Source organism: Venatorbacter sp. C2-1, assembly GCF_022832715.1.
Classification (GTDB): domain Bacteria; phylum Pseudomonadota; class Gammaproteobacteria; order Pseudomonadales; family Oceanobacteraceae; genus Venatoribacter; species Venatoribacter alkanivorans.
This window is the reverse complement of sequence record NZ_CP094879.1, coordinates 2435816-2459681: the sequence shown is the minus strand read 5'-3', so window position 1 is coordinate 2459681 and position 23866 is coordinate 2435816. Positions and strand designations below refer to the sequence as shown.

The following is a 23866-nucleotide window of genomic DNA, read 5'->3' as shown; positions in this document are numbered from 1 at the left end:
TGAGAACGTCTCTCACCATCGTTCTGATGGTTTGCTCCAGCAAACAGCCCACACTCTCTGCCGCTACAGAATAGCTGTAAGTTATCCTGATAACGGTTGAGCAAATCATAAGGAAGTGGCAACCGTGAATCTTGATATAGCGCAAGAAGCACTGGGGACGGGAAATACAATTGCAAGTCATGCGACAATTTTCCCTGAAGGCCATGTCTGAACGGAATTTAAATGAACAAAAAATACACAGAAAATGGTAATTCGCGTGATCCGTTATTTATTTTCGCCCATGGCGCCGGTGCCGGCAGTGACAGCGAATTTATGCAACGGATGGCAGAATTGATTGCCGCGCAGGAAATATATGTCGTGCGTTTTGATTTTCCTTATATGGAACAGCGTGCCATCGACGGTAAACGCCGCCCGCCACAGCGTATGCCGGCACTGCTGGACGATTACCGCGCATTAATCCGCCAGTTGGATCGTCCTTGTATCATTGGCGGAAAATCCATGGGCGGGCGGGTTGCTTCTTTATTAATGCAGGAAGCAGAGAAAAATGTCGGCACCGATATCCGCGGTTGCGCCTGTCTGGGGTATCCGTTTCATCCGCCGGGTAAACCTGAGTCGCTGCGCACAGATCATCTGCAACAGTTGCAGCAACCTCTGCTGATTGTGCAGGGCACGCGTGACGCATTGGGCGATAAAGAAGAAGTGGACGGCTATGCCCTTGATGCTGCACTGCAGTTGTTGTGGCTGGAAGACGGCGACCATGACTTAAAACCGCGTAAAAAATCCGGCTATAGCCATGAACAGCATATGCAGCACGCTGCGACAGTGGTGGCGGCCTTTGTTCGTTCGCGGGTGCAATAACCGGCCAGACAACACAAATGAGATTTAATTTCTTATCTAAATAAAAACTATTCGTAAATGTGTCTTGTTCTTGTTAGCATGCCGGCGTTTTTGATGGGCTTGTCAGAAAAGCCTGATTTATGACCAGCATGTTTTAACAGGGGATAGCACAATGATCAGACCGACTCTCTGGCGCCAGGCCGTTTTGCCAGCCGCGATTGCCTTGGCCAGTTTTTCTGCGCAAGCGGAACAGGCAGAAAAAAATCCGGTAGACCTCAGCAAAATGGTGGTATCAGCCGCTGGTTTTGAGCAGAAGGTCGTTGAAGCACCGGCCAGTATTTCTGTGATTACTCAGGAAGATCTGCGCTCCCGTCCTTATATGACTCTGCTGGATGCCGTGCGCGAACTGGAAGGTGTGGATATTGGTGAAACCCGCGATAAAACCGGCCAGGGTTCCGTCAGTATCCGTGGCATGGGAGCGGATTACACCCTGTTGCTGATCGATGGTCGTCGCCAGAACAACCACGGCGATATTTACCCGAATAATTTCGGCGGTAATCAGTTCAACCATGTTCCGCCACTGGATGCGATTGAGCGTATCGAAGTTATCCGTGGCCCGGCTTCAACCCTCTACGGTGCCGATGCGCTGGGTGGCGTGATTAACATCATCACCAAAAAAGTCACCGACGAGTGGGCGGGTTCTGTCACGATCGGACGCTCATTTCAGGAGCAGGACGAATACGGTAATGACACTACCGCCGATTTCAGCCTGATGGGTCCGGTGATCAAAGATGTACTGGGTATTGAGCTGCGCGGCAGTCTGTATCAGCGTGATGCTTCCGAACCTGAATATGAGGATGTCACCGATCCTGCCGGCGTCAGCCGTAAGCGTACCCTGGGCTTTGGTTCCGGCGGCAAAACCACCGATAACACCAACACCAATCTGGGCTTTGGCGTGAACTGGAAACCGGCCGCCAATCAGACCCTGACGCTGGATATTGATCAGTCAAAACAGACCTACGACAACAAACCGCTGGCGGATGGCACCTTCCCGCTGGGCACGGTCGACAGCATTGATACCATCTGGCGTGCGCGCGGTGGTCAGGTGCAGCCACGGGTCGGTTATGCCAAAGATCAGGAATTTACCCGTGATCAGTGGGCCATTGCCCATGAAGGTGAATGGTCATTCGGCAGCAGCTGGGTGTCGCTGCAGCATATCGCCACCTCTAATGAAGGGCGCACGGTACCTTTCTCGGTGGCTGAGCGTGAACTGCTGCAACAGATCTACGACGGCACTGGCGCTTATACCGGCCTGAGCGTCGATGAGCGCAAAGTCATCGCGGCGGAGACTTTCCTGCCGCGTCCGAAACGCACCATGGAAAGCAGCCAGTACACCCTGGATGCCAAGGTGGATATGCCGGTCAACGATTTCTATGGTCATCACCAGGTCGTGGTGGGTGGTCAGGTGATTGTCGCAGAACTGAAAGACGGTGTGTTTGGTCTGGAAGGGGGCGATGCCGGCAGCGAAACCTCCGACTTCACCATGTACTCGCTGTTTGCTGAAGATAACTGGTCGATGCTGAATGATTTTACCCTGACCACCGGTGTGCGTTATGACAACCACGATGTCTTCGGCAGTAATGTCAGCCCGCGCCTGTACGGTGTATACAACCTTGATCTGAGCTGGACCGTCAAAGGTGGCGTATCGACCGGTTATAAAACCCCGAAAACCACCGACTTGTTTAACGGCATCACCGGTTTTGGCGGGCAGGGCACCAGTCCGTTTGCCGGTAACCCGGATCTGGAACCGGAGAAAAGCGTTAACAGCGAGCTGGCGCTCTACTGGGAAGCGACCGAAGGTGGCCATAACTTCAATATCACCGCCTTCCATAACAAGTTCAAAGATAAGATCGCCAGCGGCGACCGGGTACCAACCTGTGCCAGCACCAACGGCGCCAAGCCGTGTGTGAACCTGGGTGAGTATGAAACGCTGAACTACACCACCTACAGCCAGAAAATCAATATCGACGAAGCGCTGGTGCGCGGCGCTGAAGTAGCGGCCCGCTGGCAAATGAGTGAAGCGCTGTCATTGCGTGCCAACTACACCTACACCGACAGCAAACAGCTGTCCGGTAATGAACAAGGCCAGCCACTGACCAACAGTGCCAAGCACATGTCGAACCTGACGCTGGGCTGGGACATCAGCGACAAAGCCAACGTTTATCTGACCAGCGAAACCCGCTCGTCACGCTTCCGTGATGTGGATGAAGACGGCAACGCGCTGTACTTCAAAAACTACAACGTACTGCACCTCGGTGCGTCGTATGAAATCAGCGCCAACCTGAGCGTTAACGGCCGTATCAACAACCTGCTGGACGAAGACTTCACTACTTATCAGACCCGTTTTCAGGATGGGGTTGAGGGTGATGCCGCCGACGGTGATTACGATGACGACGGTGAAATCACCTACATCGACGATTACAATAACAAAGACAAACGCCGCAACCTGTGGCTGGGCGTGAACTACCGCTTCTGATGCTGTTGCTGTCATCGCCTGCGTAAGCATACGGCCCCATTTAGGGCCGTATGCTTGTGTCGTTGTTAGTTTCGCTGGCTTCTGGCTGCTGCTGCCGGGAGGTAAGAAATCTTATTGATTGATAAGTGAATAGAAATGTAAATTCGCTAATGCTAATTGTTCGTATTTGCGACTTTCCTGCTAGAATGCTGCCCATCTAACGCCGTCTGAGCCCTGCCTGTGATGTATCCCGGATGATCCGATCTTTCTCTGCCCGCCTGTCTGTATCGGGCATCGTTTTTGGCAGCCTGCGCCAGTGGCACTGGATCAGCTCCGCCCTCTGTCTGGTGGGCATGATTCTGTTTGCCTTTACCGGCATCACGTTAAACCACGCGGCGGACATCAAGGCGGAACCGGTGACGGTAACGCTGGAAACCGAGTTGTCTGCCACCTTGTTAAAAACCCTGTCCGGGCGCAGTGCCGGGCCGTTACCGCTGGCGCTGCGCCAATGGCTGCTGCAGGAACACGGCATCAGCGTGCCTGCGGCGGACGCCGAATGGCAGGGCAATGAAGTGTATCTGGGCATGCCCAGACCCGGCGGCGATGCCTGGCTGAGCATTGAAACCGACAGCGGAGTGCTGCTTTACGAGCGCACCGAACGCGGCTGGATTTCGTACCTGAACGACCTGCATAAAGGCCGCAATACCGGCCCTCTGTGGTCATGGTTTATCGATATTTTTTCGCTGCTGTGTCTGATTTTCTCACTCAGCGGTTTATGGCTGCTGGTGCGTTACGCCCGCCAGCGCCCATCCACCTGGCCGTTGGTGGCACTGGGCGTGGTTATCCCGCTGCTGATCATTATTTTGAGCGTGCATTAAAGGAATGAATATGAAGAACCCGATACCGCGTTCGCTGCTGCCGGCGTTGCTGCTGGCCGCAACACAATGCGTGAGTGTGCAATCGGCAAGCGCCGCCGAGCTGAGCCTCGCGGTCGAAATACCGCAACTGAACGTCGCTGAATATCACAAACCCTATGTTGCCATCTGGATTGAAAACAACAGCACCAGAGCCGTCACTAATCTGGCCGTTTGGTACGACGCAGAAATGCGCAATAACGAAGGCGAAAAATGGCTGAAAGATATGCGCCAGTGGTGGCGTCGCAGCGGCCGCACACTGCAGATGCCGGTGGATGGTGTTACCGGCGCGACCAAGGGGCCGGGTCAGCATCATCTGCAATTCCACTTCGGCACCGCGCCTCTGAATGAACTGGCCGGAGGTGATTACACCCTGCGGGTAGAAGCCGCGCGTGAAGTGGGCGGGCGCGAAGTGGTCGATATTCCGTTCAGCTGGCCGCTAACCCAAACCGCTACTTTCACCGCCAGCGGCAGCACCGAGCTGGGTGCTGTGGCTGTAAGCATTAAACCCTGAACAGGACACCAACATGTTGAATAAAACCCCATTCAAACCATTCTTTGTCGCCGCGTTGGTGCTGGGCAGTGTGGCCGTACAGGCACACCGCGCCTGGATCGTACCGCAGGAAACCGTACTGTCCGGCGAAAACCGCTGGGTCAGCTTTGATGCCGCGGTTTCCAACGATATTTTTCTCGCCAACTACAACCCCGGCCGCTTCAGCGACGTACAGGTGCTCAACCCCGACGGCAGCGCCGGTCAGGTTGAAAATCTGCACACCGGCAAATACCGCAGCGTGTTTGATCTGGCATTAAAGCAGGAAGGCACCTATCGCCTGTTTATCGCCTCATCCGGTCTGCGTGCCTTATGGGAAGAAGACGGGCAGCGCCGCATGTATCCGGGCCGTGGCGAACAATACAGCGCCGAAGGTTTTGCCAAAGCCGTACCGGAAAACGCCGAAAAATTAGTGGTATCACAGGCGTCCCGCCGCATGGAAACCTTTGTCACCCTGGGTGCGCCATCCCGCAACGCACTGGCAGTCAGCGGGCAGGGACTGGAGCTGTTGGCCGTCACGCATCCGAACGATCTGTTTGCCGGTGAAGAGGCCAGCTTCCGTTTTCTGATCGACGGCGAAGCCGCGCAGGGCGCCGACGTTACCCTGATCCGCGAAGGCACCCGCTACCGCAATGCGCAGGAAGCAATCACCCTCAAAACCAACAGCAAGGGTGAAATCACCGTGCGCTGGAACGGCGCCGGACGTTACTTTCTGGAAGCCGAATACAAAGACAACAAAGCGCAAAAACCGGCCACCGAACGCAGCGGTAGCTATGTGGCCGTGCTTGAGGTTCTGCCGGACTGATCATGATCTCTCTGCAACCCTGGGGGCAGGCCAGCCTGCTGGTACTTGGCTGGTGCCTGCTCACCCTCTGGTGTTTTCGTGCTTCCCTGCGGCAGCGTTGGCATAGCCGCCGCGCTGCTCATTCTGATTTGCCTGTAACCCTGGTTGCCTACGCCAGCGAAGGCGGCACGGCTGCCGCACTGGCCGGGGATTTAGCGCAGCAGTTAGAGCAGGGTGGTGAGGCAGTTAGCCTGCTGCCTCTTAACCAGCTGAGCCGGCAGCAACTGGCCGTCAGCCGTCGCTTACTGATCATTGCCAGCACCTGTGGCGATGGTGAAGCGCCGGCCAACGGCCAGCATTTTCTCCGCCGTCTGCAGCACAGTCAGCGGCAGGGCCAGCATGTTGTGCAGGACGTACGCTACGCGGTGCTGGCTCTGGGCGACGATGACTACCCGCAGTTCTGCGCCTTTGGTCTGCAGCTGCACAAACAGCTGCAACAGGCCGGTGCGCAACCCATGTTTGCGCCACTGTGCGTTAACCGTCTTGAGCGCCGGTCTATTGAGCAATGGCAGCAGCAACTGGCAGAGCAGGGATTCTCGGTGGCTGATACTGCGCAAGGCTGTGATAGCGCCAAAGAAGAACTGACGCTGGAGCAACGGCTGTGGTTAAACCCCGGCAGTCCGGGAGCTGCTTTGTATGAACTGCATCTGAGCAAGCCGCAACACAGCCACTGGCAGGCCGGAGATATCGCCCGCTTATGGCTGGCCGGCCGTTACCGCGACTACAGCATTGCCAGCCTGCCGGAAGAGAACCATCTGCGTCTGCTGGTGCGTGAGCAGCACCACGATAACGGCGAACCCGGACTGGGCTCCGGCTGGTTGTGCCAGCAATGGCAGCCCGGCAGCACAAGCCGGTTCAGCCTGCGCAGTAACCCTGCTTTTCATGCGCCGCCAACGGCTGTGCCACTGATACTGATCGGCAATGGCACCGGCCAGGCCGGACTGCGTGCCCACCTCAAACAGCGCAGCCTGCAAAACTTACAAGCGCCTTGCTGGTTGCTGTTTGGTGAACGCAGCCCGGAACATGACCGCATCTGGCAGCAGGAACTCGACCACTGGTATCAGAGCGGCGTACTTACTGAGCTCGACCGCTGTTACTCACGCGCATCCGGCGCTGCAGAACTGCCCGCGCTGTGCGGACGAAGCCACCGCGGCTATGTGCAACATGCGCTGCAGCGTGAACAAAAACGCCTGCGACAATGGCTGAAACAAGGCGCAGCGATTTATATCTGCGGCAGTCGCGATGGCATGGCCAGCGATATCGACCAGCTGCTGCAACAATGGCTCGGTAAACGCGCAATAGAGCGCCTGCAACAGCAGGGGCGTTACCGTAAAGACGTCTATTGATAAAGACTAAAACCAGCAAATGCAGGTGCGGTCGGATAAATATTCGTAGGAGCGGGCCATGCCCGCGAAATGAAACGCCGCACATATCTGAAAATGTCGCCATTCCCGTAGGAACGGGCCATGCCCGCGATCATGCATATGCCGCGATTCGGGCAAAATCCGCAATAAAATCCCGGCCTGTGATTCACATCCAGATTGCATCCCAGAATGGATACTCCCCAACTCTGCGTACCAATCCTGCACGCAGAGGATTTGCCACAACGTATCGAGCCAGTGGCAGAATATCGTCTTCACTGCGCACAGCATGGTCATGAAATGCCGGTGCCCAGACACGCCGCTTACAACCGGCTTGCCTTACTGCCCGTGCCGAAGATGATTTCATCGCTCCTACCAGTCGGGACAGCTCGGCATCATCACCTGGCTGTAGTAACCAATGAACATGATCCGGCATTAATACCCAGGTCATTACCCGGGATGTTTTCAACAATGATGGCTGCAGAAATGCCTGAATAGCAGCTCTTGCATAACGCCATTCAGAAAAAATACGTTCCCGATCAAACGTACTGGTGGTGATCAGATACACACGACCTGTCTCGGAAAAACGTCCGATACGCAGTTGTTTATGGCCTGTGAATGGATGGAATTGCGGCATACCACACTCCTTGTGGCTGAGCTTAAACAACCTACCTATAACATAACCTCCGGCGTAATTCGCGGGCATGGCCCGCTCCTACGAATATGCTCCGATTAACCAAAGAATAATCTACGCATATACCGATATACCCCGCAGGAGCGGGCCATGCCTGCGATCCGCAACGGTGTAAATATCCCGCAGGAGCGGCCACGCCCATGATTCGCAATGGTGTAAATATCCCACAGGAGCGGCCACGCCCATGATCCGCAATGGTGTAAATATCCCGCAGGAGCGGCCACGACCATGATCCGCAACGGTGTAAATATTCCGTAGGAGCGGGCCATGCCCGCGAAATGAAACACCGCTCATATCTGAAAATGTCGCCATTCCCGCAGGAGCGGGCCTTGCCCGCGAAATTACTGCAGCGGGAACGGCATTTTTGCCGTGATAACTAACATCACGACTGAAAGTCGTTCCCACAGGTGTTATTCCACAAAGGTCATTCGCCGCGTCATCTCACTCGCTTCATTCCTCAAAAATTCTCGCTTTCGCAGAGTGCGGCTTTTAAAACAACAACGCCTAAAACAACAATGCCCGCCCTGAAAACAGGGCGGGCATTGCTGGTTACTCTCTGTGTCACTGCTGGCTGTCAGGCCGGGCACGTCAGAACAAAAACAGATCGTTCATCACACCGTCAGCAGGGTAATTTTCTCTTCATCCACCAGAATCGGTTTAATTGCCGCCAGCAAAGCCGCGCGCTGCTCGGTATGCTTCCACATATCCCACGCCTGTTCGCTCTGCCAGGTGGTAATAATCACCCGGTGGGCACTGTTTTTCATATCGATATAGTTAACACCGGAGGTATAGCCCGGTGCTTCAACCATCGTGCGCAGCATGGTTTTCATAATCTGCTCATAGGTGGATTCCATACCCTCGGCAATATTGCGCTCGATAATCACCTTAATCATGCGGATGTTCCTTACTCTGTGTGTCTGTTTCCAATAAGGTAGAGTCGCTGCCGGTTGAATGCAATGCAGCAGCCCGCTTTAAACCGCAAAAAGAAATAAAAAAGGACATAACATGCGCACATTGTGGATTGCCGGTAGCGGCAGCGAAATTGCCAAAGCCTTAATTGAGCACTGCCAGAGCCAGAATCAGGGACAGGTGCAAGGGCAGACCGTGCGCGTAATCAGCAGTGGCCGCGGGCCAGACTCCGCCGCCAGCGCCCACTGCCAGACTGACACACGCGAACCGCACAGCGTGGCCGAGCTGCAGGCCTTTATCCGCCGTGAAGGCACCCCCGATGCTGTGATCGTCTGCAACGGCATACTCCATAATCCGCAAAACGGCCCGGAAAAATCCCTGCGTGATCTCAGTGCCGACTGGCTGCAGCACAGTCTGCAAAGCAACGTGATAAGCCATATTCACACCGCTCAGGCACTGGCTCCCTTTATTAAACGCGACAGCCAGCTGCGCTGGTTATCGTTATCGGCCATGGTCGGCAGCATCAGCGACAACCAGCTGGGCGGCTGGTACAGCTACCGCATGAGCAAAGCCGCGCTCAATATGTTTATAAAAAACCTCAGCATAGAATGGCAGCGCAAAGCGCCGAACTGCCTGGTTGCCGCCGTACACCCCGGCACCACCAACACCAGCCTGTCGGCACCGTTTCAGCAGAATATCGCCGCCGGCAAACTCTACACCCCGCAACAAACCGCGCAGCGCATCAGCGACGTATTGCTCAATTTACAACCAGAGCAACACGGCCACCTGCTGCACTGGGATGGCAGTGCGCTGCCGTACTAACCCGCCTCAAATCAGGGATAGGCATTGACGAAACACTCAGTATAATCACAGCCCAAAAGCAGTAACGCCTGTAAGGACACGGAATGCCGATCCCGAACTACCAAGCCTTTATGCAGCCATTAGTCTCCCAGATTGCCGATGGCCGGGTGCACTCACTGGCAGAGTTAAAAACCCCGCTCTGCAATGCATTGCAGATAGATGAAGAACAACGGGCAGAAACCATCGCCAGTTCAGGCAATCGCACGGTAGTTTCTAATAGGCTGGGCTGGGCCAGAACGTATCTGCATAAAGCCGGTTTACTCAGTATTCCCAAGCCTGGGTTTGTGCAGATAACCGAGCGTGGTCTGCAGGCACTGCAGTCTGGTCAGCACATCAATAATGCCTACCTGAAGCAGTTTCCGGAGTTTCTGGAATTTATCCGCCCGGTAAAAGATGCAACCGATGCATCAGCGGATACAGCCAAAACAACGCATGAAGATGACACCACGCCGGATGAACAGATCAAATCCGCCTGGCAAACCCTTAACAGCGCTCTGGCTGAAGACCTGATCGAACTGGTCAAAAAGCAAACCCCGCAATTCTTTGAAGTGCTGGTCGTGCAGATGATGCAGGCCATGGGCTATGGCGGCTGGAGTAAGGACTCCGGTAGTGCAACCCAGTATACTGGCGACGGCGGTATCGACGGCATTATCAACGAAGATCCGCTCGGGCTGGAAACCATCTACCTGCAGGCCAAACGCTACACCGATGCTGCGGTAGGCCGCCCGGATATACAGGCTTTTGTTGGCGCACTGGAAATGAAACGCGCGCGTAAAGGCGTGTTTATTACCACCAGTCGCTTCAGCCGCGATGCACTGGATTACGTATCACTGATCGAGAAAAAGGTGGTACTGATTGACGGCAAGCAACTCGCCGAACTGATGATCAAACACAACCTGGGCGTCAGCGTAAAAGAAACGTATCAGGTGAAAGCGATAGACTCGGATTACTTTGCCGAGGATTGAGCGCTGGGAATTAATCAGCCCCCCTGACGCAACCAAATATAAAACATATGGGCATTAGCCAGCGTTACTGAAACATCCGTTTAAGCAACCGCTGTTTTCGCAGTGCCCCTGCAATCACTAAGGAATCACTCATGGCACGCACGCCTGCGGACCAGAACGACGTCAAACAGAAAGCCAGCCGCAAACCAGCAGCAAAAAAAGACGCCAAAAAACAAAGCTTCGAGCAAACTCTGTGGGCCACCGCCGACAAACTGCGCGGCTCGGTGGAGTCGTCCGAATACAAGCACGTGGTGCTGTCGCTGATCTTCCTGAAATTTATCAGCGATAAATTCGAACAGCGCAAACAGCAGATGATCGGCGAAGGGCAGGGCGATTACGTTGATATGGTCGAGTTTTACACTATGACCAACACCTTCTACCTGCCCGAAGATGCCCGTTGGGATTTCATCGCCAAAAACGCCAAGCAGGGCGACATCGCCGTTAAAATCGACACCGCCCTGCACACCGTCGAGAAAAACAACAAAGCCCTGCGCGGTGCACTGCCAGATAACTACTTCTCTCGCTTAGGGCTGGATGCCAGCAAGCTAGCCGCCCTGATCGACGCCATCAACAACATCGACACCATTGTTGAGAGTGAGGGTTCAGAGAGTGAGACCGATATCGTCGGGCGTGTATACGAATACTTCCTCGGCAACTTTGCCGCCACCGAAGGCAAAGGCGGTGGCGAGTTCTACACGCCCAAGTGCGTGGTCAACCTGCTGGCCGAAATGATCGAACCCTATCATGGCAAAATCTACGATCCGTGTTGCGGCTCCGGCGGTATGTTCGTGCAGTCGGTCAAATTTGTTGAAAATCATCAGGGCAACAAAAAAGACATCTCCATCTACGGTCAGGAACAGACCAGCACCACCTACAAGCTGGCCAAGATGAACCTGGCGATTCGCGGCATCAGCGCCAATCTCGGCGACGTGCCCGCCGACACCTTTTTTAAAGACCAGCACCCGGACTTAAAAGCCGACTTCATCATCGCCAACCCACCGTTCAACTTAAAAGAATGGCGCGGCCCGGATGAACTCACCAACGACCCACGCTGGGCCGGCTATGAAACTCCGCCTACCGGCAACGCGAACTACGGCTGGATACTGCACATGATCAGCAAGCTCAGCGACAACGGCGTCGCGGGCTTTGTACTGGCCAATGGCTCCATGAGCACCAACACCAAAGGCGAGGGGGAAATCCGCAAACAGATCATCGAAAACGACCTCGTCGATTGCATGATCGCCCTGCCGGGGCAGCTGTTCTACACCACCCAGATTCCTGTGTGCCTGTGGTTTTTAACCAAAAATAAAAAGGCGCAGACCTTCAGCGACGGGCGCAAACAGCACCGTAACCGTGAAGGCGAAACCCTGTTTATCGACGCCCGCAATATGGGCAGCATGATCAGCCGTATTCATAAAGAACTGACCGCTGACGATATTGATGAAATCGCCAATACCTACCATGCGTGGCGGGGTGAGCCTGTTGTTGCAGACGATGGGGAGCAAGGTTATGAGGATGTACCCGGCTTTTGCCGCAGTGCCTCATTAAACGACATCAAAGCCAACGATTATGTATTAACGCCGGGTCGCTACGTTGGCGCTGCCGAAATCGAAGACGACGGCGAACTGTTCGAAGAAAAAATGCAGCAACTCACCCAAACACTGTTTCAGCAGATGGCGGAAGCACAGGAGCTGGATGCCGTAATTAAACAGAACCTAAAGGGGCTGGGCTATGGGGAGTGAATCTACCATTTTTACCGTAGAAGAGCTGGTCAAAGCCGGTATTCTAGAGCGGCCGATGGATGGAAATCACGGTGGTATCCACCCTAAAAGCAGCGATTATGTACCGGTTGGCATTCCCTTTGTAATGGCTTCAGATTTGGTGAATGGAGAAGTTGATACAAGAGGGTGTAAATTCATTTCAGCTGAGCAAGCCGCTTGCCTGAAGAAAGGATTCTCCAAGACTGGAGATGTTCTTCTTTCGCATAAGGCTACCATTGGGAGAACGGCAATAGTTGGTGAAATCGAAAGCGAGTTCATCATGTTGACACCACAGGTAACCTACTACCGAATCAAAGACCCTGAGCGATTAAACAACAAATATCTCCGTTATTATTTTGATTCATTAGAGTTTCAGAACCTGTTTAATCAGTGGGCTGGAGGTGGGTCAACTAGAGCTTACTTAGGCATAACTGGCCAGCTCAAATTTCCTGTAGCTTTGCCTGATATGCGTACACAGCTATTTATTGCTGATGTTCTTGGCACCCTCGACAACAAAATCGCCCTTAACCGCCAGATCAATACCACCCTCGAATCCATGGCGCAGGCGCTATTTAAAAGCTGGTTTGTGGATTTTGACCCGGTGATCGACAACGCCCTAGCCGCCGGTAACGAAATCCCGGACGCCTTGCAAAAAAGAGCCGTCGCCCGCGTAGCCAGACGCGAAGCGCTGCGCCAGCAGACCAACAAAACCACAGAGGCCACCGATGCCGCCAGCTCAGAACAGGCCCTGCCTGAAACTGGTTTATCAGACCAGCACCTGCCGACCGAGATACAACAACTCTTCCCGGACCGGTTTGTATTGACCGAAGAGATGGGCTGGGTGCCGGAGGGGTGGGAGGTTGGTTCTGTGGGGGCTGGGTTTGATGTGACCATGGGGCAGTCTCCACCTGGGGATACCTATAACGAAGACGGGATCGGTATGCCTTTCTTTCAGGGGCGAGCGGATTTTGGATTCAGATATCCTACTAATCGTGTTTACTGTACTTCCCCAAAGAGATTTGCAAAACCGGCAGATACCTTGGTAAGCGTCCGAGCGCCTGTTGGTGATATAAACATGGCTTCAGTAGATTGTTGTATAGGTCGGGGGGTAGCTGCTGTACGCCATAGTTCAGGAGCAAGTTCGTATACTTATTACGCAATGCTGCAACTCCGCGAGCACTTTAAAGTGTATGAAGGTGAAGGGACTGTGTTTGGTAGTATTAACCAGAAGGATTTTAAAGCTTTACCTTCATTAAAAGTCCCGGAGAGTTTGCTTGAATACTTCGAGATGTATGCGTCTAAATTAGATCGAAAGATTGAATTGAGTACGGAGAATATTAACTCCCTCGTTCAACTCCGCGACTCCCTTCTCCCCAAACTCCTGTCCGGCCAGATCACTATTCCGGACGCCGAGCAGCAACTGGCTGAGGTGTTGTAAGCCATGATGAATCTCAGGGACGAGATGTTCGCATGACCGTACCTTCTCAACGTTTATTGATTGCCGTTGTTGGCTCGGCCAGCAATTCACTGCCTGAACGCCAGAAAGAGCTGGCGCTTGAGGTTGGCCAGCAGGTGATTGATACCGGCTGCCGGCTGATTTGCGGTGGTATGGGCGGTGTGATGATGTATGCCGCTCAGGGCGCGCATCGGTCGGCTTATTATTGCCCCGGCGATGTGATTGGTGTGTTGCCGTCATACCAAAAAACCGAGGCGAACCCTTTCATTGATATTGCCCTGCCCACCGGGTTGGGTGTGGCCCGTAATGCGGTGCTGATGGCGGCCTGTGATGCGGTAATCGCACTGGATGGTGGCTCTGGCACCTTGTCTGAGATTGCTTTGGCCTGGCAGATGCAGAAGCCGATTGCCTGCATTGGTGATCATGGCTGGCATCAGCGGCTTAATTCGCTGACGCTGGATCAGCGCCGGGACGATACGATCTCTGTGCTCGATTCATTGGCTGATTTACAGCAATTTCTTTTGCAGTTGTACGATGGCGAAAGCACGTCCTATCAGGGTATACAGCTCAGCGGTGCTGGCCGTAAGCCAGCTGAATCGCTGCGCGCACTGGAGCACTATCTTCAGCAGAGTTTTTCTGAGCAGACCTTTTCTGAGCAAGGCTGGGATCGGCGTCATACGTTTGAGTTGCTGGGGCAGGGCTCTGAGGGGGCGGTGTTTGCTTGCGGCCCGACGATTTTCAAAGTCTTTTATCGCAGCGATTTCACCATGTTGCTGTTTACCCATCTGAGCCAAATTTCGCAGCGTCTGCATTCGGCAGGTGTCGATGATTATTCGCCGGTGCCGTGTTTCGATGTGCATAAAGGCGAGTATCTGGTTGTGAGCTATCCGCGTTTTGAGTCTGTGTCTTATCTCGGTGGTGAGCAGCCGTGCATGGTTAATTTTTTGCGCGCTATGCATCGGGCCGGTGTCTGCCTGAGTAATGTGAAAGCCGATAATTTCCGCACCGATGCCAACGGCAACCTGGTGTTTATTGATATTGGCCGCGATCTTATGCCGTTCAGCGATGTGATGTTTCTGAGTATGTGTAAGCGGGCTTTTCTGACCGTGCATTTCAGTCAGCACCCTGCGTTTAAAACTATGTGCAGTTACACCAATGATCACGAGGGTTTTATGCCAGTGACTGATCATGATGGCAATGATCTGAGCGCAGAGCAGGTTATGAATTTATTCGGCGGGTTTTATCAGGAGGTACGTCGTGGTTGTGAATGAGTCTGGCATTAGTCATGGCATTGATCCGTTGGATTTCAGTGCTTACCTGAAGGACCTTGCCGCTTTGATTGCTATGGAGTCGGTCAGCGGACACGCACAAGGCAACGCTGACGTGGTGGCATTTTTACAGCAGCGATTGGCGGCCATCGGGTTTGAGGTAGAAATACATGGCGCAGCACAGACAGACCAGCCGCTGATGATCGCCAAAAGAGTGAAAGACTCAGGCCCGGTGCTGGTGATGTATAACCACTACGATGTTGAAGCCATTGCTGAGTCTGAGCAGTGGTTGTCAGAGCCTTTTACCCTGACCGCGCGCGAGGAGCGTTTATGGGCGCGTGGCATTGCCGATAATAAGGCGGTGCTGCTGGCGCGGTTAGCGGTGCTTGAGGCACGTATTCAGCAGGGCGAGCCGCTACCGGATCTGGTGTGGCTGATTCAGGGTGAAGAAGAAGTCGGTTCGCCTGTCGCTCATGAATTAATGCCCGATATTCTGGGGTCGCTGAATGCGTTTATCTGTCTTGAAGAAACGGGCTATGTGCGCGACGGCGTACCGCTGATTTTTTATCGCGCACCAACAAACGCGGCCGGATCTGGCCTGGCCGCTGATGAGTTGCTCTCGTCGTTAAATTCCGCACTGTATGCCGGTGCCGGGCGCTATGAAAACCGCACCCTGAGCAAATTCGGGCCATGCCCCATGGTCAGCAATCTGCCAGCGGGGGCGTTCTATCTGGGGTTTGGCCCTAATGATTATCAGGCCCGCATTCACCGTGATAACGAGTCAATGAGCCAGGCGTTATTGCAGCAGTACTTTTCTGTGTTCGACGTTTTTCTGGACTGGACGATCAACACAATTACTCACACTGGAATCAGCTCCGGCACTGGCAACGAATGTGTGGCGTAATTCTGCTGGCTGGGCCTGCCGCTGCTGAGCGTTTGCCTGGGTGCCTGCAGCGCCTGAGGCATCGCGGGCCGGATGCGTGTGACACATGGCATAACGGTGAGCTGGCGATGGGCTTTGCCCGGTTAGCGATCAATGATCCATCCCCGGCGGGTGGGCAGCCGTTTATTTATGGCGATTTTGTCGGCGCCGTGAATGGCGAAATATTTAATTCGGTGCCGTTGCGCAGCCGCTACACACTGGAATTGTCGTCAGATAGTGATTGCCATGTGATTCCGGCGCTGTTGCTGCAACAGGGTCTTAACGCCGTTACTGAATTGGATGGTTTTTTTGCCGGTGTAATTTATGACCAGAAAAACCAACAAGTGTATTGCCTGCGTGACCCGCTGGGGAAAAAGCCCCTGTTTGTCGGGCGCTCGGGCAGTGAACTATTTATCAGCAGTGAGCTGAAAGCGCTGGATCGGGTTGATGAGTTTCAGCAAGTGCCCTCTGGCGTTTGCCAATTTAACCTGCTTACCGGGGAGTTAACCCCTGTGGTGATGAATACGCTGGCTGCTCAGGCTGGAATAACAATGCCGCCAGCAGAGAAGCTGAGTCACTTGCGCCACTTGTTAACGAATGCGGTGAATAAGCGCTTGCCTGTGGCGCAGGAGCCGTTTGGTGTGTTTCTCAGTGGCGGGCTGGACAGTTCGGTTGTGGCGGCGCTGGTGCACGCGCAGCGCCAGAATGTGGTGTATTACACCCTGTCATCGGGCGATGCTGCGGATGAATATTACGTTCGGTTATTGGCCAACAAGCTGGGCTTACCTGCGTTGCGCGTTGTTCCTCTGCCGGCAGCGGATGAGTTGGATGCGCTTATCCGCTCTCTCGTTTACACCACGGAAAGCTTTAACCCATCGGTCATCAGTAATGGGTTGTGTACTTATCTGTTGGCTCAGGCTGCGGAAAGGGATGGCCTTAAGGTCGTACTCTCCGGCGAGGGGGCTGACGAGCTGTTTGGTGGGTATCACTATTTTTCAGCGGACGACCCCTGGTGTGAAACCCGTGCGCAACTGCTCGCTGATCTGCGTAATACAGAACTGCGCCGTGTCGATTTAACCTCCATGGCCCATGGCATAGAAACCCGCTGCCCATTTATGGATCGTGATCTTGTGACCTGGGCGATGGGGCTTTCGTATGGCGATCTGTATCGACGCTCTGCGACTGAAAAACGGAATAAGCTGATTCTGCGCGAGGCGATGGAAGCCTGTCTGCCCGACGAAATTGTATGGCGCAACAAAGTCTCGTGTGATGTGGGCAGCGGTATGCGCCAGCGGGTGGTCGGTCACCTGCGTAAAGAGTACGACTCTGAGCGGGCGGCGTTGAAGGCTATCTGGCAGGAGCAGTTTGCTGGCCGCTATCCATTGCAGGAGGCGCATCCGTATTTTTCGGCCTATCCGGTATTTGATGATCTGATTGACCGGCGAGGGGCTGCACACCGATGAGTGGCTATTCGTCTCTGGTAGATAAGGTACATCAACTTATGCTGGATGAGTTCAGAACGGTGCCTTTCCACAATCTGTTTTATCTTGGCTTGTGCAATGCCGGTGGGGCTGATTCCCCAACTGGTGGCACCTGTTCCGATAAGGTGCTGGCTTTCCGTGATCGTTTGACTGCGCAGAGAATTAAGGCCCGGCTACACAGTGCGTTTATCAGTGGGCAGAACTGCCATCGGGTGCTGGTGCTTGATCTGGATGGGGAGCGCTATTTTGCGGACGTCGGTAATGGCTGGCCGAGTGTGCGCTTATTTCCTGCTGAGCGCGATTCGTCTTATTTGGCTTATGGCATTGAGTTTTTGTCTTACCGTAACGGCGACTGGTTGGATATCTATCAGCGAAAAGAAGGGCGTTGCAGTTTGTCTGTCCGTATTCCGCTGGCGCTGATGGATGAAACGCAGGTTGAGCAGCAGGTTCAGAATCGCTTTGATGGTTCGACAGCATATCCCTTTAAAGATGGTATCCGTTGTGCGCAGGTGCTTGGCGATACCTTTGTTTTTCTGAAACGGGACAGGCTCAGGATTTTCCGGGCGGACAGGGTCGTAGAGACAGTCGCTTTACCGGATTGGCGCGATCAGATTACGGCTCTTGAGACCCGCTTCGGGATCACCTTATCGGATGTGAATGTTGCGGAACCAGCCTTTGCTGAGAGTCTTGTGCAGGGGTGTCAGTTATGAACATTCCGGTGGTTGTCATCATTGCGACCTCTAAGCGACGCACGCGTCTGCTGCTGGAACGCGCGCTGCCGTCAGTGTTCAGACAGCAGGCGGTAAATCCTGAATGCATTTACATCGTTGATGACAATAACTGCGAGCGTGAATATGAAGCGATCGTACGCGGTGCTGAGAAGGTACGTGAGGTTTGTTTCGCGGAAATGTTTCCGCAGGGGATTCCGGATGACTGGTTTCGTGTTCGGGTGATCCGTAATCACCGTACACAGGGGCACTCAGGCTCGGGTGCCTGGAATACAGGGGCTGAGGCGGCCTTCCGGGCGCATAATGGATCTTCTGCGAAGTATCTGGCAATTCTGGATGACGATGATGAGTGGTATCCATCGTACCTGTCGGCCTGTTATCGGCTGAGCCAGCAAGGTAAAAAGCCAGCTGCGGCTGTCGTGACCAGTTTTCACCGTAAAACGGTTGATAAAGCTGAGCTGGCCCGTGTGAGCGCAGATGATTTAACGATTGATAGCTTTCTTATCGGTAATCCGGGTTGGCAGGGAAGCAATACCTTTATTGATATAACGGTGTTCTGGCAGGCGGGTGGGTTTGATGAATCCATGCGCAGTACTCTGGACAGAGATCTGGCTGTACGGGTATTGGAGTGCTGTGAGTTACGCGATCTGGCGGTTGTGGTTAATCAGCAGCCTCTCTGGTGCCATCATACGGATGGTCGTGATCGCGTTACCTTGTGTTCTGCGAGTAAGCGGCAGGGGTTGGATCAGTTTTATCGTAAGTATTCAGCGCGTATGAGCTCTCAGGTATTCGAACAGTCGCTGGAGCGGGCGTCGCGGTTGTTTGGCTATCTATACGAGCCAGTAAGCAGAGAGCCTTGTATGGATATTCAGTGGCGCTCTTTTCGTAATGAGGCTCCGGTCCGACTGCTGATCGGTGTGACATCATCCTGTGCGCGTAACGTTCGGGAGCAGATGTTATCTCTGACGGCGCAGATTAATGCTGAGCCTCAGTTTTCTGGTTATTGTCATTATGTGGTGCTTACTAATGGCGTTAATGAGGACGAAATCCAGCAGGCTGTGAGTGAGCTTACTTGTGATTTGTTTTGTACTCGAGTTATTACCTTGCAGGAGCAGGGGCATAGTCGTTTCCGTTTTCCTTACCGGGATATCTATGCCAGTGAAGAACTGCATAAAAAGTCGATAGCACACTCCAGAACACTGCTTCAGTTTTTCTGCTGGGAAATGACTCAGCGTGAAGATGGCCCCGAATACGTTTTAATTCTGGATGATGACCTTCTGTTTGAGACGCTGGCCTTGCAGGATGGTCAGCTGATTACCCAAAAACTGGATTTTCTTGGCAAGATTGCGAAGTTAGGCCGCGAATCAACGGCTGACATGCTGGTGTCTGCTTACTCTGATGCACCTGCATTGCCTTTTTATAGCTCCATACGTACGCAGCTACTCGACACCTATTATTCATTGCATGAGTTTCTCGGTTGCAATGCTGCTGTCTCGACGGGAAATAGTCATTGTTATCAGCTTTCTGTGCTGAGCACCCGTGATGATTATTACTACGACCTGTCTTCCTCCCGCAGTGATCATCTTGAATCTCCGGTGCTCTGGCAGAACGCCAATACACCTGGGCATGCTGTTTCCCTTGGTGATCTTCTGGCAGATATTGCGCACCTGAACAACGAAGCCAATATCACGCGACCGCTGCTGGCAACTCATCAGCAGTGGGCAGAGCTAAATGGTCAACCATCGTTCCGCAGAGGCGGCATCGCTCTGTACCGGAATCTTGGTCTGTTGGTAGAGGTGCCGAATCTTGCGCCACTTATGTCGATAACGGGCAGTGGAGGTCACTCCCGGCGCAGTGATTTTATATCTGCGATTTATATGACAGAAATAGCAGGCAAATCTGTTGAGCTGGTATCGCTGCCTTTGCGTCATCACCGGCGTCAGCAGAACAAGCCTTGTGACCTGAGTGCAATGAAGCTGGCAAACGATATTATCGGTTTGTGCTTCTACCGGGTGTTCAGGGAGTTCTGTCGTAACCCTGATATTGCTGAGGATGGTTTGAGAGCCAGTTTCTCTGGGCTTGTGGAGCAATATCTCGTGTCGATGCGTGTGAATAATTTGCGGGCTGAGCAGTTGGTTATGCTGATTGAAGATTTGCTTGTTTGCGCACATTTATCGCATGAGGGTTCAGATCCGGTGGTTGCTGGCCAGATCAGGCGCGCTCGGTTGGATATGGCACAATTCAGAAGCGAACATCTGACCGAGAAATTCTCCAGTCAGGTAGGCGAAATCAGGAAGTTCATCGAATCATTTGACGTTTTTGAGCAAGTTGTCAGAATCTATGGGGTTTTCAACCATCAGTCACCACAGATGTGGCGCCTGTGTAACCAGGCTGGGGCTTTGTCGCAGCTGTGCGTAAACGATGACTTGATGAGATTGCAGGATAAAAGCTTTACAGGGACTGGAACTTGAGCAACTTCAACGAAGCCGCATTAGAACAAGCCATCATCGAGTTATTAGGGCAGCAGGGGTATTCGCACGTTGCTGGAAATACCCTCGACCGCGCCCCGCATGAGGTGCTGATCAAAGAGGATCTGCGTGCCTACCTGAACAAACGCTATCAGGCCGACGGCATTACCGAGGCGGAAATCGTTTCTGTGATCAACCGCCTTGATCGCCTGCCTTCTGCTGACCTGTACGACTCGAACCGCAGCATTCATAAGCTGGTGGCTGATGGCTTTTTACTGAAGCGCGAAGACCGCAGCAAGAAAGACCTCTATGTGCAGTTGATTGACCCTCCACCTACTGGCGACACGTCGCCGGCTGAAGGCTCCGCCGGCTTACCGGGGCAGCGCATCCTGCAGACAGGCGAACGTGATTATGAACTGGCAGCTGTCGCAGATTCTGCTGCCGGTTATGGTGACGGTAATATCTACAAAGTGGTAAATCAGCTTGAGATTGAAGGTAAAGAAAAGCGCATTCCCGATGCCATTCTGTATATCAACGGCCTGCCGCTGGTTGTTTTCGAATTTAAAAGTGCTATTCGCCAGCAAGCCACCATTCATGATGCATACCTGCAGTTAACCACCCGTTATGCCCGCGATATTCCCGAACTGATGAAGTACAACGCTCTGTGTGTGATCAGCGACGGTGTGAATTCGCGTATGGGGTCGCTGTTTGCGCCTTATGAGTTTTTCTACACCTGGCGCAAGGTCAATGGTAACGAAACCATTGGTCAGGATGGCATTAACGCCCTGCATACCATGATAGAGGGACTGTTTGATCACACCCGCCTGCGCGAGGTGATCCGCCACTTTATTTACTTCCCGGACACTTCAAAACGGCAGGAAAAAATCGTCTGCCGTTATCCGCAGTTTTATGCGGCCAATAAGCTGTACCAGAATATTCTGCGCCACCGTAAACCCGAGGGTGACGGTAAAGGAGGCACCTACTTTGGGGCTACCGGTTGCGGTAAAAGCTACACCATGATGTTTTTAACCCGGCTGCTGATGAAAAGCGTCGAGTTTGAAAGCCCGACCATTGTGCTGATTACTGACCGTACCGATCTGGATGATCAGCTTTCGGGCCAGTTTACTGGTGCTAAGGGTTATATCGGCGATCAGCATGTCATCAGTGTCGAAAGCCGTATGCACTTGCGCGAGCTGTTAAAAGGCCGCAACAGTGGCGGTGTCTTCCTGACCACGATTCATAAGTTCACCGAAGATACCGAGTTGCTGACCGACCGCAGTAACGTGATCTGTATTTCTGACGAAGCCCACCGCAGTCAGATCAATCTGGAGCAGAAAGTACGGGTAACGGAAAAGGGCGTAAAACGCACTTATGGCTTTGCTAAATACCTGCACGATTCGCTGCCCAACGCCACCTTTGTGGGCTTCACCGGCACGCCGATTGACGCCACGCTGGATGTATTCGGTGAAGTTGTCGACAGCTATACCATGACCGAATCGGTAAAAGACGACATTACCGTGCGTATTGTGTACGAAGGTCGCGCAGCTAAAGTGGTGCTGGATAATGACAAACTGCAGGAAATTGAAAACTACTACAGCGAATGCGCCGAGCAGGGCAGTAGCGATTACCAGATTGAAGAGAGTAAAAAAGCCACGGCCAATATGAACGCGATTCTGGGTGACCCGGATCGCATTAAAGCTCTGGCGAAGGATTTTGTAGAGCATTATGAAATACGTATCGAAGAAGCGGCAACCCTGAAGGGCAAAGCCATGTTTGTGTGCAGCAGTCGCGAGATTGCTTACCGCTTCTGGCAGGAAGTAATCGCGCTGCGCCCGCAGTGGAATGAGGTTCTGATTGCTGAAGAAGGCAGCGAACTGAGTGAGCAGGAACGCAAAGAGATCAAGCCGATGGAACGGATCAAGATGATCATGACCCGCGGTAAAGATGACCCAAAAGAGCTCTATGAGATGCTCGGCACCAAAGAATACCGTAAAGAACTGGACCGTCAGTTTAAGAATGCCAAATCCAACTTTAAAATCGCCATTGTGGTGGATATGTGGCTCACCGGCTTTGATGTACCCTTCCTCGATACCATTTATGTCGATAAACCGATTCAGCGCCATAACCTGATCCAGACCATCTCGAGGGTAAACCGCAAGTTTGAAGGCAAAGAAAAAGGTCTGGTAGTGGATTACATCGGCATCAAAAAACAGATGAATATGGCGCTGGCACACTACAACAAAGCCGACCAGCAGAATTTTGAAGAAATTGCTCAGTCGGTGATTGTGGTGAAAGATCACCTCGATTTACTGGGTAAAATCTTCCACAAATTCGATACCAAACCCTACTTTAACGGAACTCCGCTGGAGCAGCTTAATTGCCTGAATATGGCGGCGGAGTTTGTGCAGATTACCGACAAGATCGAAAAGCGTTTTATGGCGCTGGTAAAACGTTTAAAAGCCGCTTTCGATATCTGCAGTGGCTCCGAATCCATTACTCAGGATGAACGCGATCGGATTCACTTCTATCTGGCTGTGCGTTCCATCGTATTTAAACTCACCAAAGGTCATGCGCCGGATACTGCCCAGATGAATGCCCGGGTGCGCGAGATGATCGCAGAAGCACTGAAAGCCGACGGCGTAGAAGAGATATTCAAGCTGGGCGAGGATCAGGGAAAGGAAGTCGATATTTTCGATGATGACTATCTTGCCAAGATCGAGAAAATCAAACTGCCCAATACCCGCATCAAACTGCTGCAGCAGTTGCTCGCACGTGCCATTGAAGACTTTAAAAAGGTCAACAAAACCCAGGGCATGAACTTCAGCGAGAAATTCCGCAAACTGGTGGAAAATTACAACGAGCGTAACGAAGACAGCATATTGGTCAGCAATGTACTGGAAGATTTCTCTGAAGAGCTGGTCGACCTGCTGCAAGCGCTGAAGAAAGAGAAAGAATCTTTCGCCGATCTTGGCATCGACCTGGAAGAAAAAGCTTTCTATGACATCTTGCTCAAGCTTGCCCGAAAATATGACTTCACCTACCCCGAAGACAAGCTGCTGACCCTCGCCAAAGCAGTAAAAGAACTGGTAGACGACAAAGCTCAGTTTACCGACTGGGACCAGCGCGAAGACATCAAAGCAGAGCTGAAAGTCGGGCTGATCCTGCTGTTAGCCAAACACGGCTACCCGCCGGTGGATAAAGACGAAGTGTATAAAGAGATTTTTGAACAGGCAGAGAATTTTAAGAAGTTCAGGGCATAAGATTTGTTACTCCGATGCCCGAACTGATGTGACC

The 23866-nt window shown here is 53.0% G+C and carries 18 protein-coding genes; 16 read left to right on the top strand and 2 right to left on the bottom strand.

Annotated elements, in window-relative coordinates:
• Nucleotides 1-222: 222 nt before the first annotated feature.
• The 6 genes from MT343_RS10845 to MT343_RS10820 all read left to right on the top strand — a co-directional run bounded on the left by MT343_RS10845 (nt 223) and on the right by MT343_RS10820 (nt 7006).
• Nucleotides 223-858, top strand: a complete 636-nt coding sequence (locus MT343_RS10845; protein WP_145468275.1) for an alpha/beta fold hydrolase — start codon at nt 223-225, stop codon at nt 856-858.
• 151 nt (nt 859-1009) lie between these two features.
• Nucleotides 1010-3373 (top strand): TonB-dependent receptor domain-containing protein, encoded by a 2364-nt coding sequence (locus MT343_RS10840; protein ID WP_222428532.1) that lies wholly within the window; start codon nt 1010-1012, stop codon nt 3371-3373.
• A 233-nt stretch (nt 3374-3606) separates the two neighbouring features.
• Nucleotides 3607-4230 carry a PepSY-associated TM helix domain-containing protein gene (locus tag MT343_RS10835; protein ID WP_145468277.1) on the top strand — a complete coding sequence of 208 codons (624 nt, stop codon included), beginning with the start codon at nt 3607-3609 and terminating at the stop codon, nt 4228-4230.
• A gap of 10 nt (nt 4231-4240) precedes the next feature.
• The gene (locus tag MT343_RS10830; RefSeq protein ID WP_145468279.1) at nt 4241-4780 is read left to right on the top strand and encodes a DUF2271 domain-containing protein; all 540 of its coding nucleotides are present in this window, start codon (nt 4241-4243) and stop codon (nt 4778-4780) included.
• 13 nt (nt 4781-4793) lie between these two features.
• A complete protein-coding gene (locus tag MT343_RS10825; RefSeq protein WP_145468281.1) occupies nt 4794-5621 on the top strand; it encodes a DUF4198 domain-containing protein in 828 nt (275 codons plus the stop codon).
• A 2-nt stretch (nt 5622-5623) separates the two neighbouring features.
• Entirely contained in the window at nt 5624-7006 is a 1383-nt protein-coding gene (locus MT343_RS10820; protein WP_145468283.1) for a sulfite reductase subunit alpha, read from the top strand.
• 184 nt (nt 7007-7190) lie between these two features.
• Here the strand turns inward: MT343_RS10820 and MT343_RS10815 are convergent, their stop codons facing one another.
• Together MT343_RS10815 and MT343_RS10810 are read right to left on the bottom strand one after the other, a co-directional pair.
• Nucleotides 7191-7658 (bottom strand): REP-associated tyrosine transposase, encoded by a 468-nt coding sequence (locus MT343_RS10815; protein ID WP_145468285.1) that lies wholly within the window; start codon nt 7656-7658, stop codon nt 7191-7193.
• Between the two features lie 668 nt (nt 7659-8326).
• A complete protein-coding gene (locus MT343_RS10810; RefSeq protein WP_145468287.1) occupies nt 8327-8608 on the bottom strand; it encodes an antibiotic biosynthesis monooxygenase family protein in 282 nt (93 codons plus the stop codon).
• Nucleotides 8609-8720: 112 nt separating this feature from the next.
• On the opposite strand from MT343_RS10810, the gene MT343_RS10805 reads away from it, so the two are divergent.
• From MT343_RS10805 to MT343_RS10760, 10 genes are all read left to right on the top strand, one after another.
• On the top strand, nt 8721-9446 hold the full coding sequence (locus MT343_RS10805; protein WP_145468289.1) for an SDR family NAD(P)-dependent oxidoreductase: 726 nt from the start codon (nt 8721-8723) through the stop codon (nt 9444-9446).
• A gap of 83 nt (nt 9447-9529) precedes the next feature.
• Nucleotides 9530-10450 carry a restriction endonuclease gene (locus MT343_RS10800; RefSeq protein ID WP_145468291.1) on the top strand — a complete coding sequence of 307 codons (921 nt, stop codon included), beginning with the start codon at nt 9530-9532 and terminating at the stop codon, nt 10448-10450.
• A gap of 131 nt (nt 10451-10581) precedes the next feature.
• Nucleotides 10582-12231: a type I restriction-modification system subunit M gene (locus MT343_RS10795; RefSeq protein WP_145468293.1), complete on the top strand. Its 1650-nt coding sequence runs from the start codon at nt 10582-10584 to the stop codon at nt 12229-12231.
• A complete protein-coding gene (locus MT343_RS10790; protein WP_145468295.1) occupies nt 12221-13687 on the top strand; it encodes a restriction endonuclease subunit S in 1467 nt (488 codons plus the stop codon). Before MT343_RS10795 ends, MT343_RS10790 begins: the two co-directional genes overlap by 11 nt.
• A gap of 32 nt (nt 13688-13719) precedes the next feature.
• Nucleotides 13720-14976 carry a TIGR00725 family protein gene (locus MT343_RS10785; protein ID WP_145468297.1) on the top strand — a complete coding sequence of 419 codons (1257 nt, stop codon included), beginning with the start codon at nt 13720-13722 and terminating at the stop codon, nt 14974-14976.
• On the top strand, nt 14963-15877 hold the full coding sequence (locus MT343_RS10780; RefSeq protein ID WP_145468299.1) for a M20/M25/M40 family metallo-hydrolase: 915 nt from the start codon (nt 14963-14965) through the stop codon (nt 15875-15877). Before MT343_RS10785 ends, MT343_RS10780 begins: the two co-directional genes overlap by 14 nt.
• Nucleotides 15865-17358: an asparagine synthetase B family protein gene (locus MT343_RS10775; RefSeq protein ID WP_145468302.1), complete on the top strand. Its 1494-nt coding sequence runs from the start codon at nt 15865-15867 to the stop codon at nt 17356-17358. Before MT343_RS10780 ends, MT343_RS10775 begins: the two co-directional genes overlap by 13 nt.
• Nucleotides 17355-18086: an arylamine N-acetyltransferase gene (locus tag MT343_RS10770; RefSeq protein WP_145468304.1), complete on the top strand. Its 732-nt coding sequence runs from the start codon at nt 17355-17357 to the stop codon at nt 18084-18086. The genes MT343_RS10775 and MT343_RS10770 overlap by 4 nt, the downstream gene beginning before the upstream one ends.
• Entirely contained in the window at nt 18083-20575 is a 2493-nt protein-coding gene (locus MT343_RS10765; RefSeq protein ID WP_145468305.1) for a glycosyltransferase family 2 protein, read from the top strand. The genes MT343_RS10770 and MT343_RS10765 overlap by 4 nt, the downstream gene beginning before the upstream one ends.
• Nucleotides 20572-23832, top strand: a complete 3261-nt coding sequence (locus MT343_RS10760; RefSeq protein ID WP_145468307.1) for a type I restriction endonuclease subunit R — start codon at nt 20572-20574, stop codon at nt 23830-23832. Before MT343_RS10765 ends, MT343_RS10760 begins: the two co-directional genes overlap by 4 nt.
• Nucleotides 23833-23866 lie beyond the last annotated feature (34 nt).

Bases quoted from the DNA above. Each gene is read 5' to 3' on its own strand.
- MT343_RS10845 (WP_145468275.1), top strand. From the start codon at position 223: ATGAACAAAAAATACACAGAAAATGGTAATTCGCGTGATCCGTTATTT.
- MT343_RS10840 (WP_222428532.1), top strand. From the start codon at position 1,010: ATGATCAGACCGACTCTCTGGCGCCAGGCCGTTTTGCCAGCCGCGATT.
- MT343_RS10835 (WP_145468277.1), top strand. From the start codon at position 3,607: ATGATCCGATCTTTCTCTGCCCGCCTGTCTGTATCGGGCATCGTTTTT.
- MT343_RS10830 (WP_145468279.1), top strand. From the start codon at position 4,241: ATGAAGAACCCGATACCGCGTTCGCTGCTGCCGGCGTTGCTGCTGGCC.
- MT343_RS10825 (WP_145468281.1), top strand. From the start codon at position 4,794: ATGTTGAATAAAACCCCATTCAAACCATTCTTTGTCGCCGCGTTGGTG.
- MT343_RS10820 (WP_145468283.1), top strand. From the start codon at position 5,624: ATGATCTCTCTGCAACCCTGGGGGCAGGCCAGCCTGCTGGTACTTGGC.
- MT343_RS10815 (WP_145468285.1), bottom strand. From the start codon at position 7,658: ATGCCGCAATTCCATCCATTCACAGGCCATAAACAACTGCGTATCGGA.
- MT343_RS10810 (WP_145468287.1), bottom strand. From the start codon at position 8,608: ATGATTAAGGTGATTATCGAGCGCAATATTGCCGAGGGTATGGAATCC.
- MT343_RS10805 (WP_145468289.1), top strand. From the start codon at position 8,721: ATGCGCACATTGTGGATTGCCGGTAGCGGCAGCGAAATTGCCAAAGCC.
- MT343_RS10800 (WP_145468291.1), top strand. From the start codon at position 9,530: ATGCCGATCCCGAACTACCAAGCCTTTATGCAGCCATTAGTCTCCCAG.
- MT343_RS10795 (WP_145468293.1), top strand. From the start codon at position 10,582: ATGGCACGCACGCCTGCGGACCAGAACGACGTCAAACAGAAAGCCAGC.
- MT343_RS10790 (WP_145468295.1), top strand. From the start codon at position 12,221: ATGGGGAGTGAATCTACCATTTTTACCGTAGAAGAGCTGGTCAAAGCC.
- MT343_RS10785 (WP_145468297.1), top strand. From the start codon at position 13,720: ATGACCGTACCTTCTCAACGTTTATTGATTGCCGTTGTTGGCTCGGCC.
- MT343_RS10775 (WP_145468302.1), top strand. From the start codon at position 15,865: ATGTGTGGCGTAATTCTGCTGGCTGGGCCTGCCGCTGCTGAGCGTTTG.
- MT343_RS10770 (WP_145468304.1), top strand. From the start codon at position 17,355: ATGAGTGGCTATTCGTCTCTGGTAGATAAGGTACATCAACTTATGCTG.
- MT343_RS10765 (WP_145468305.1), top strand. From the start codon at position 18,083: ATGAACATTCCGGTGGTTGTCATCATTGCGACCTCTAAGCGACGCACG.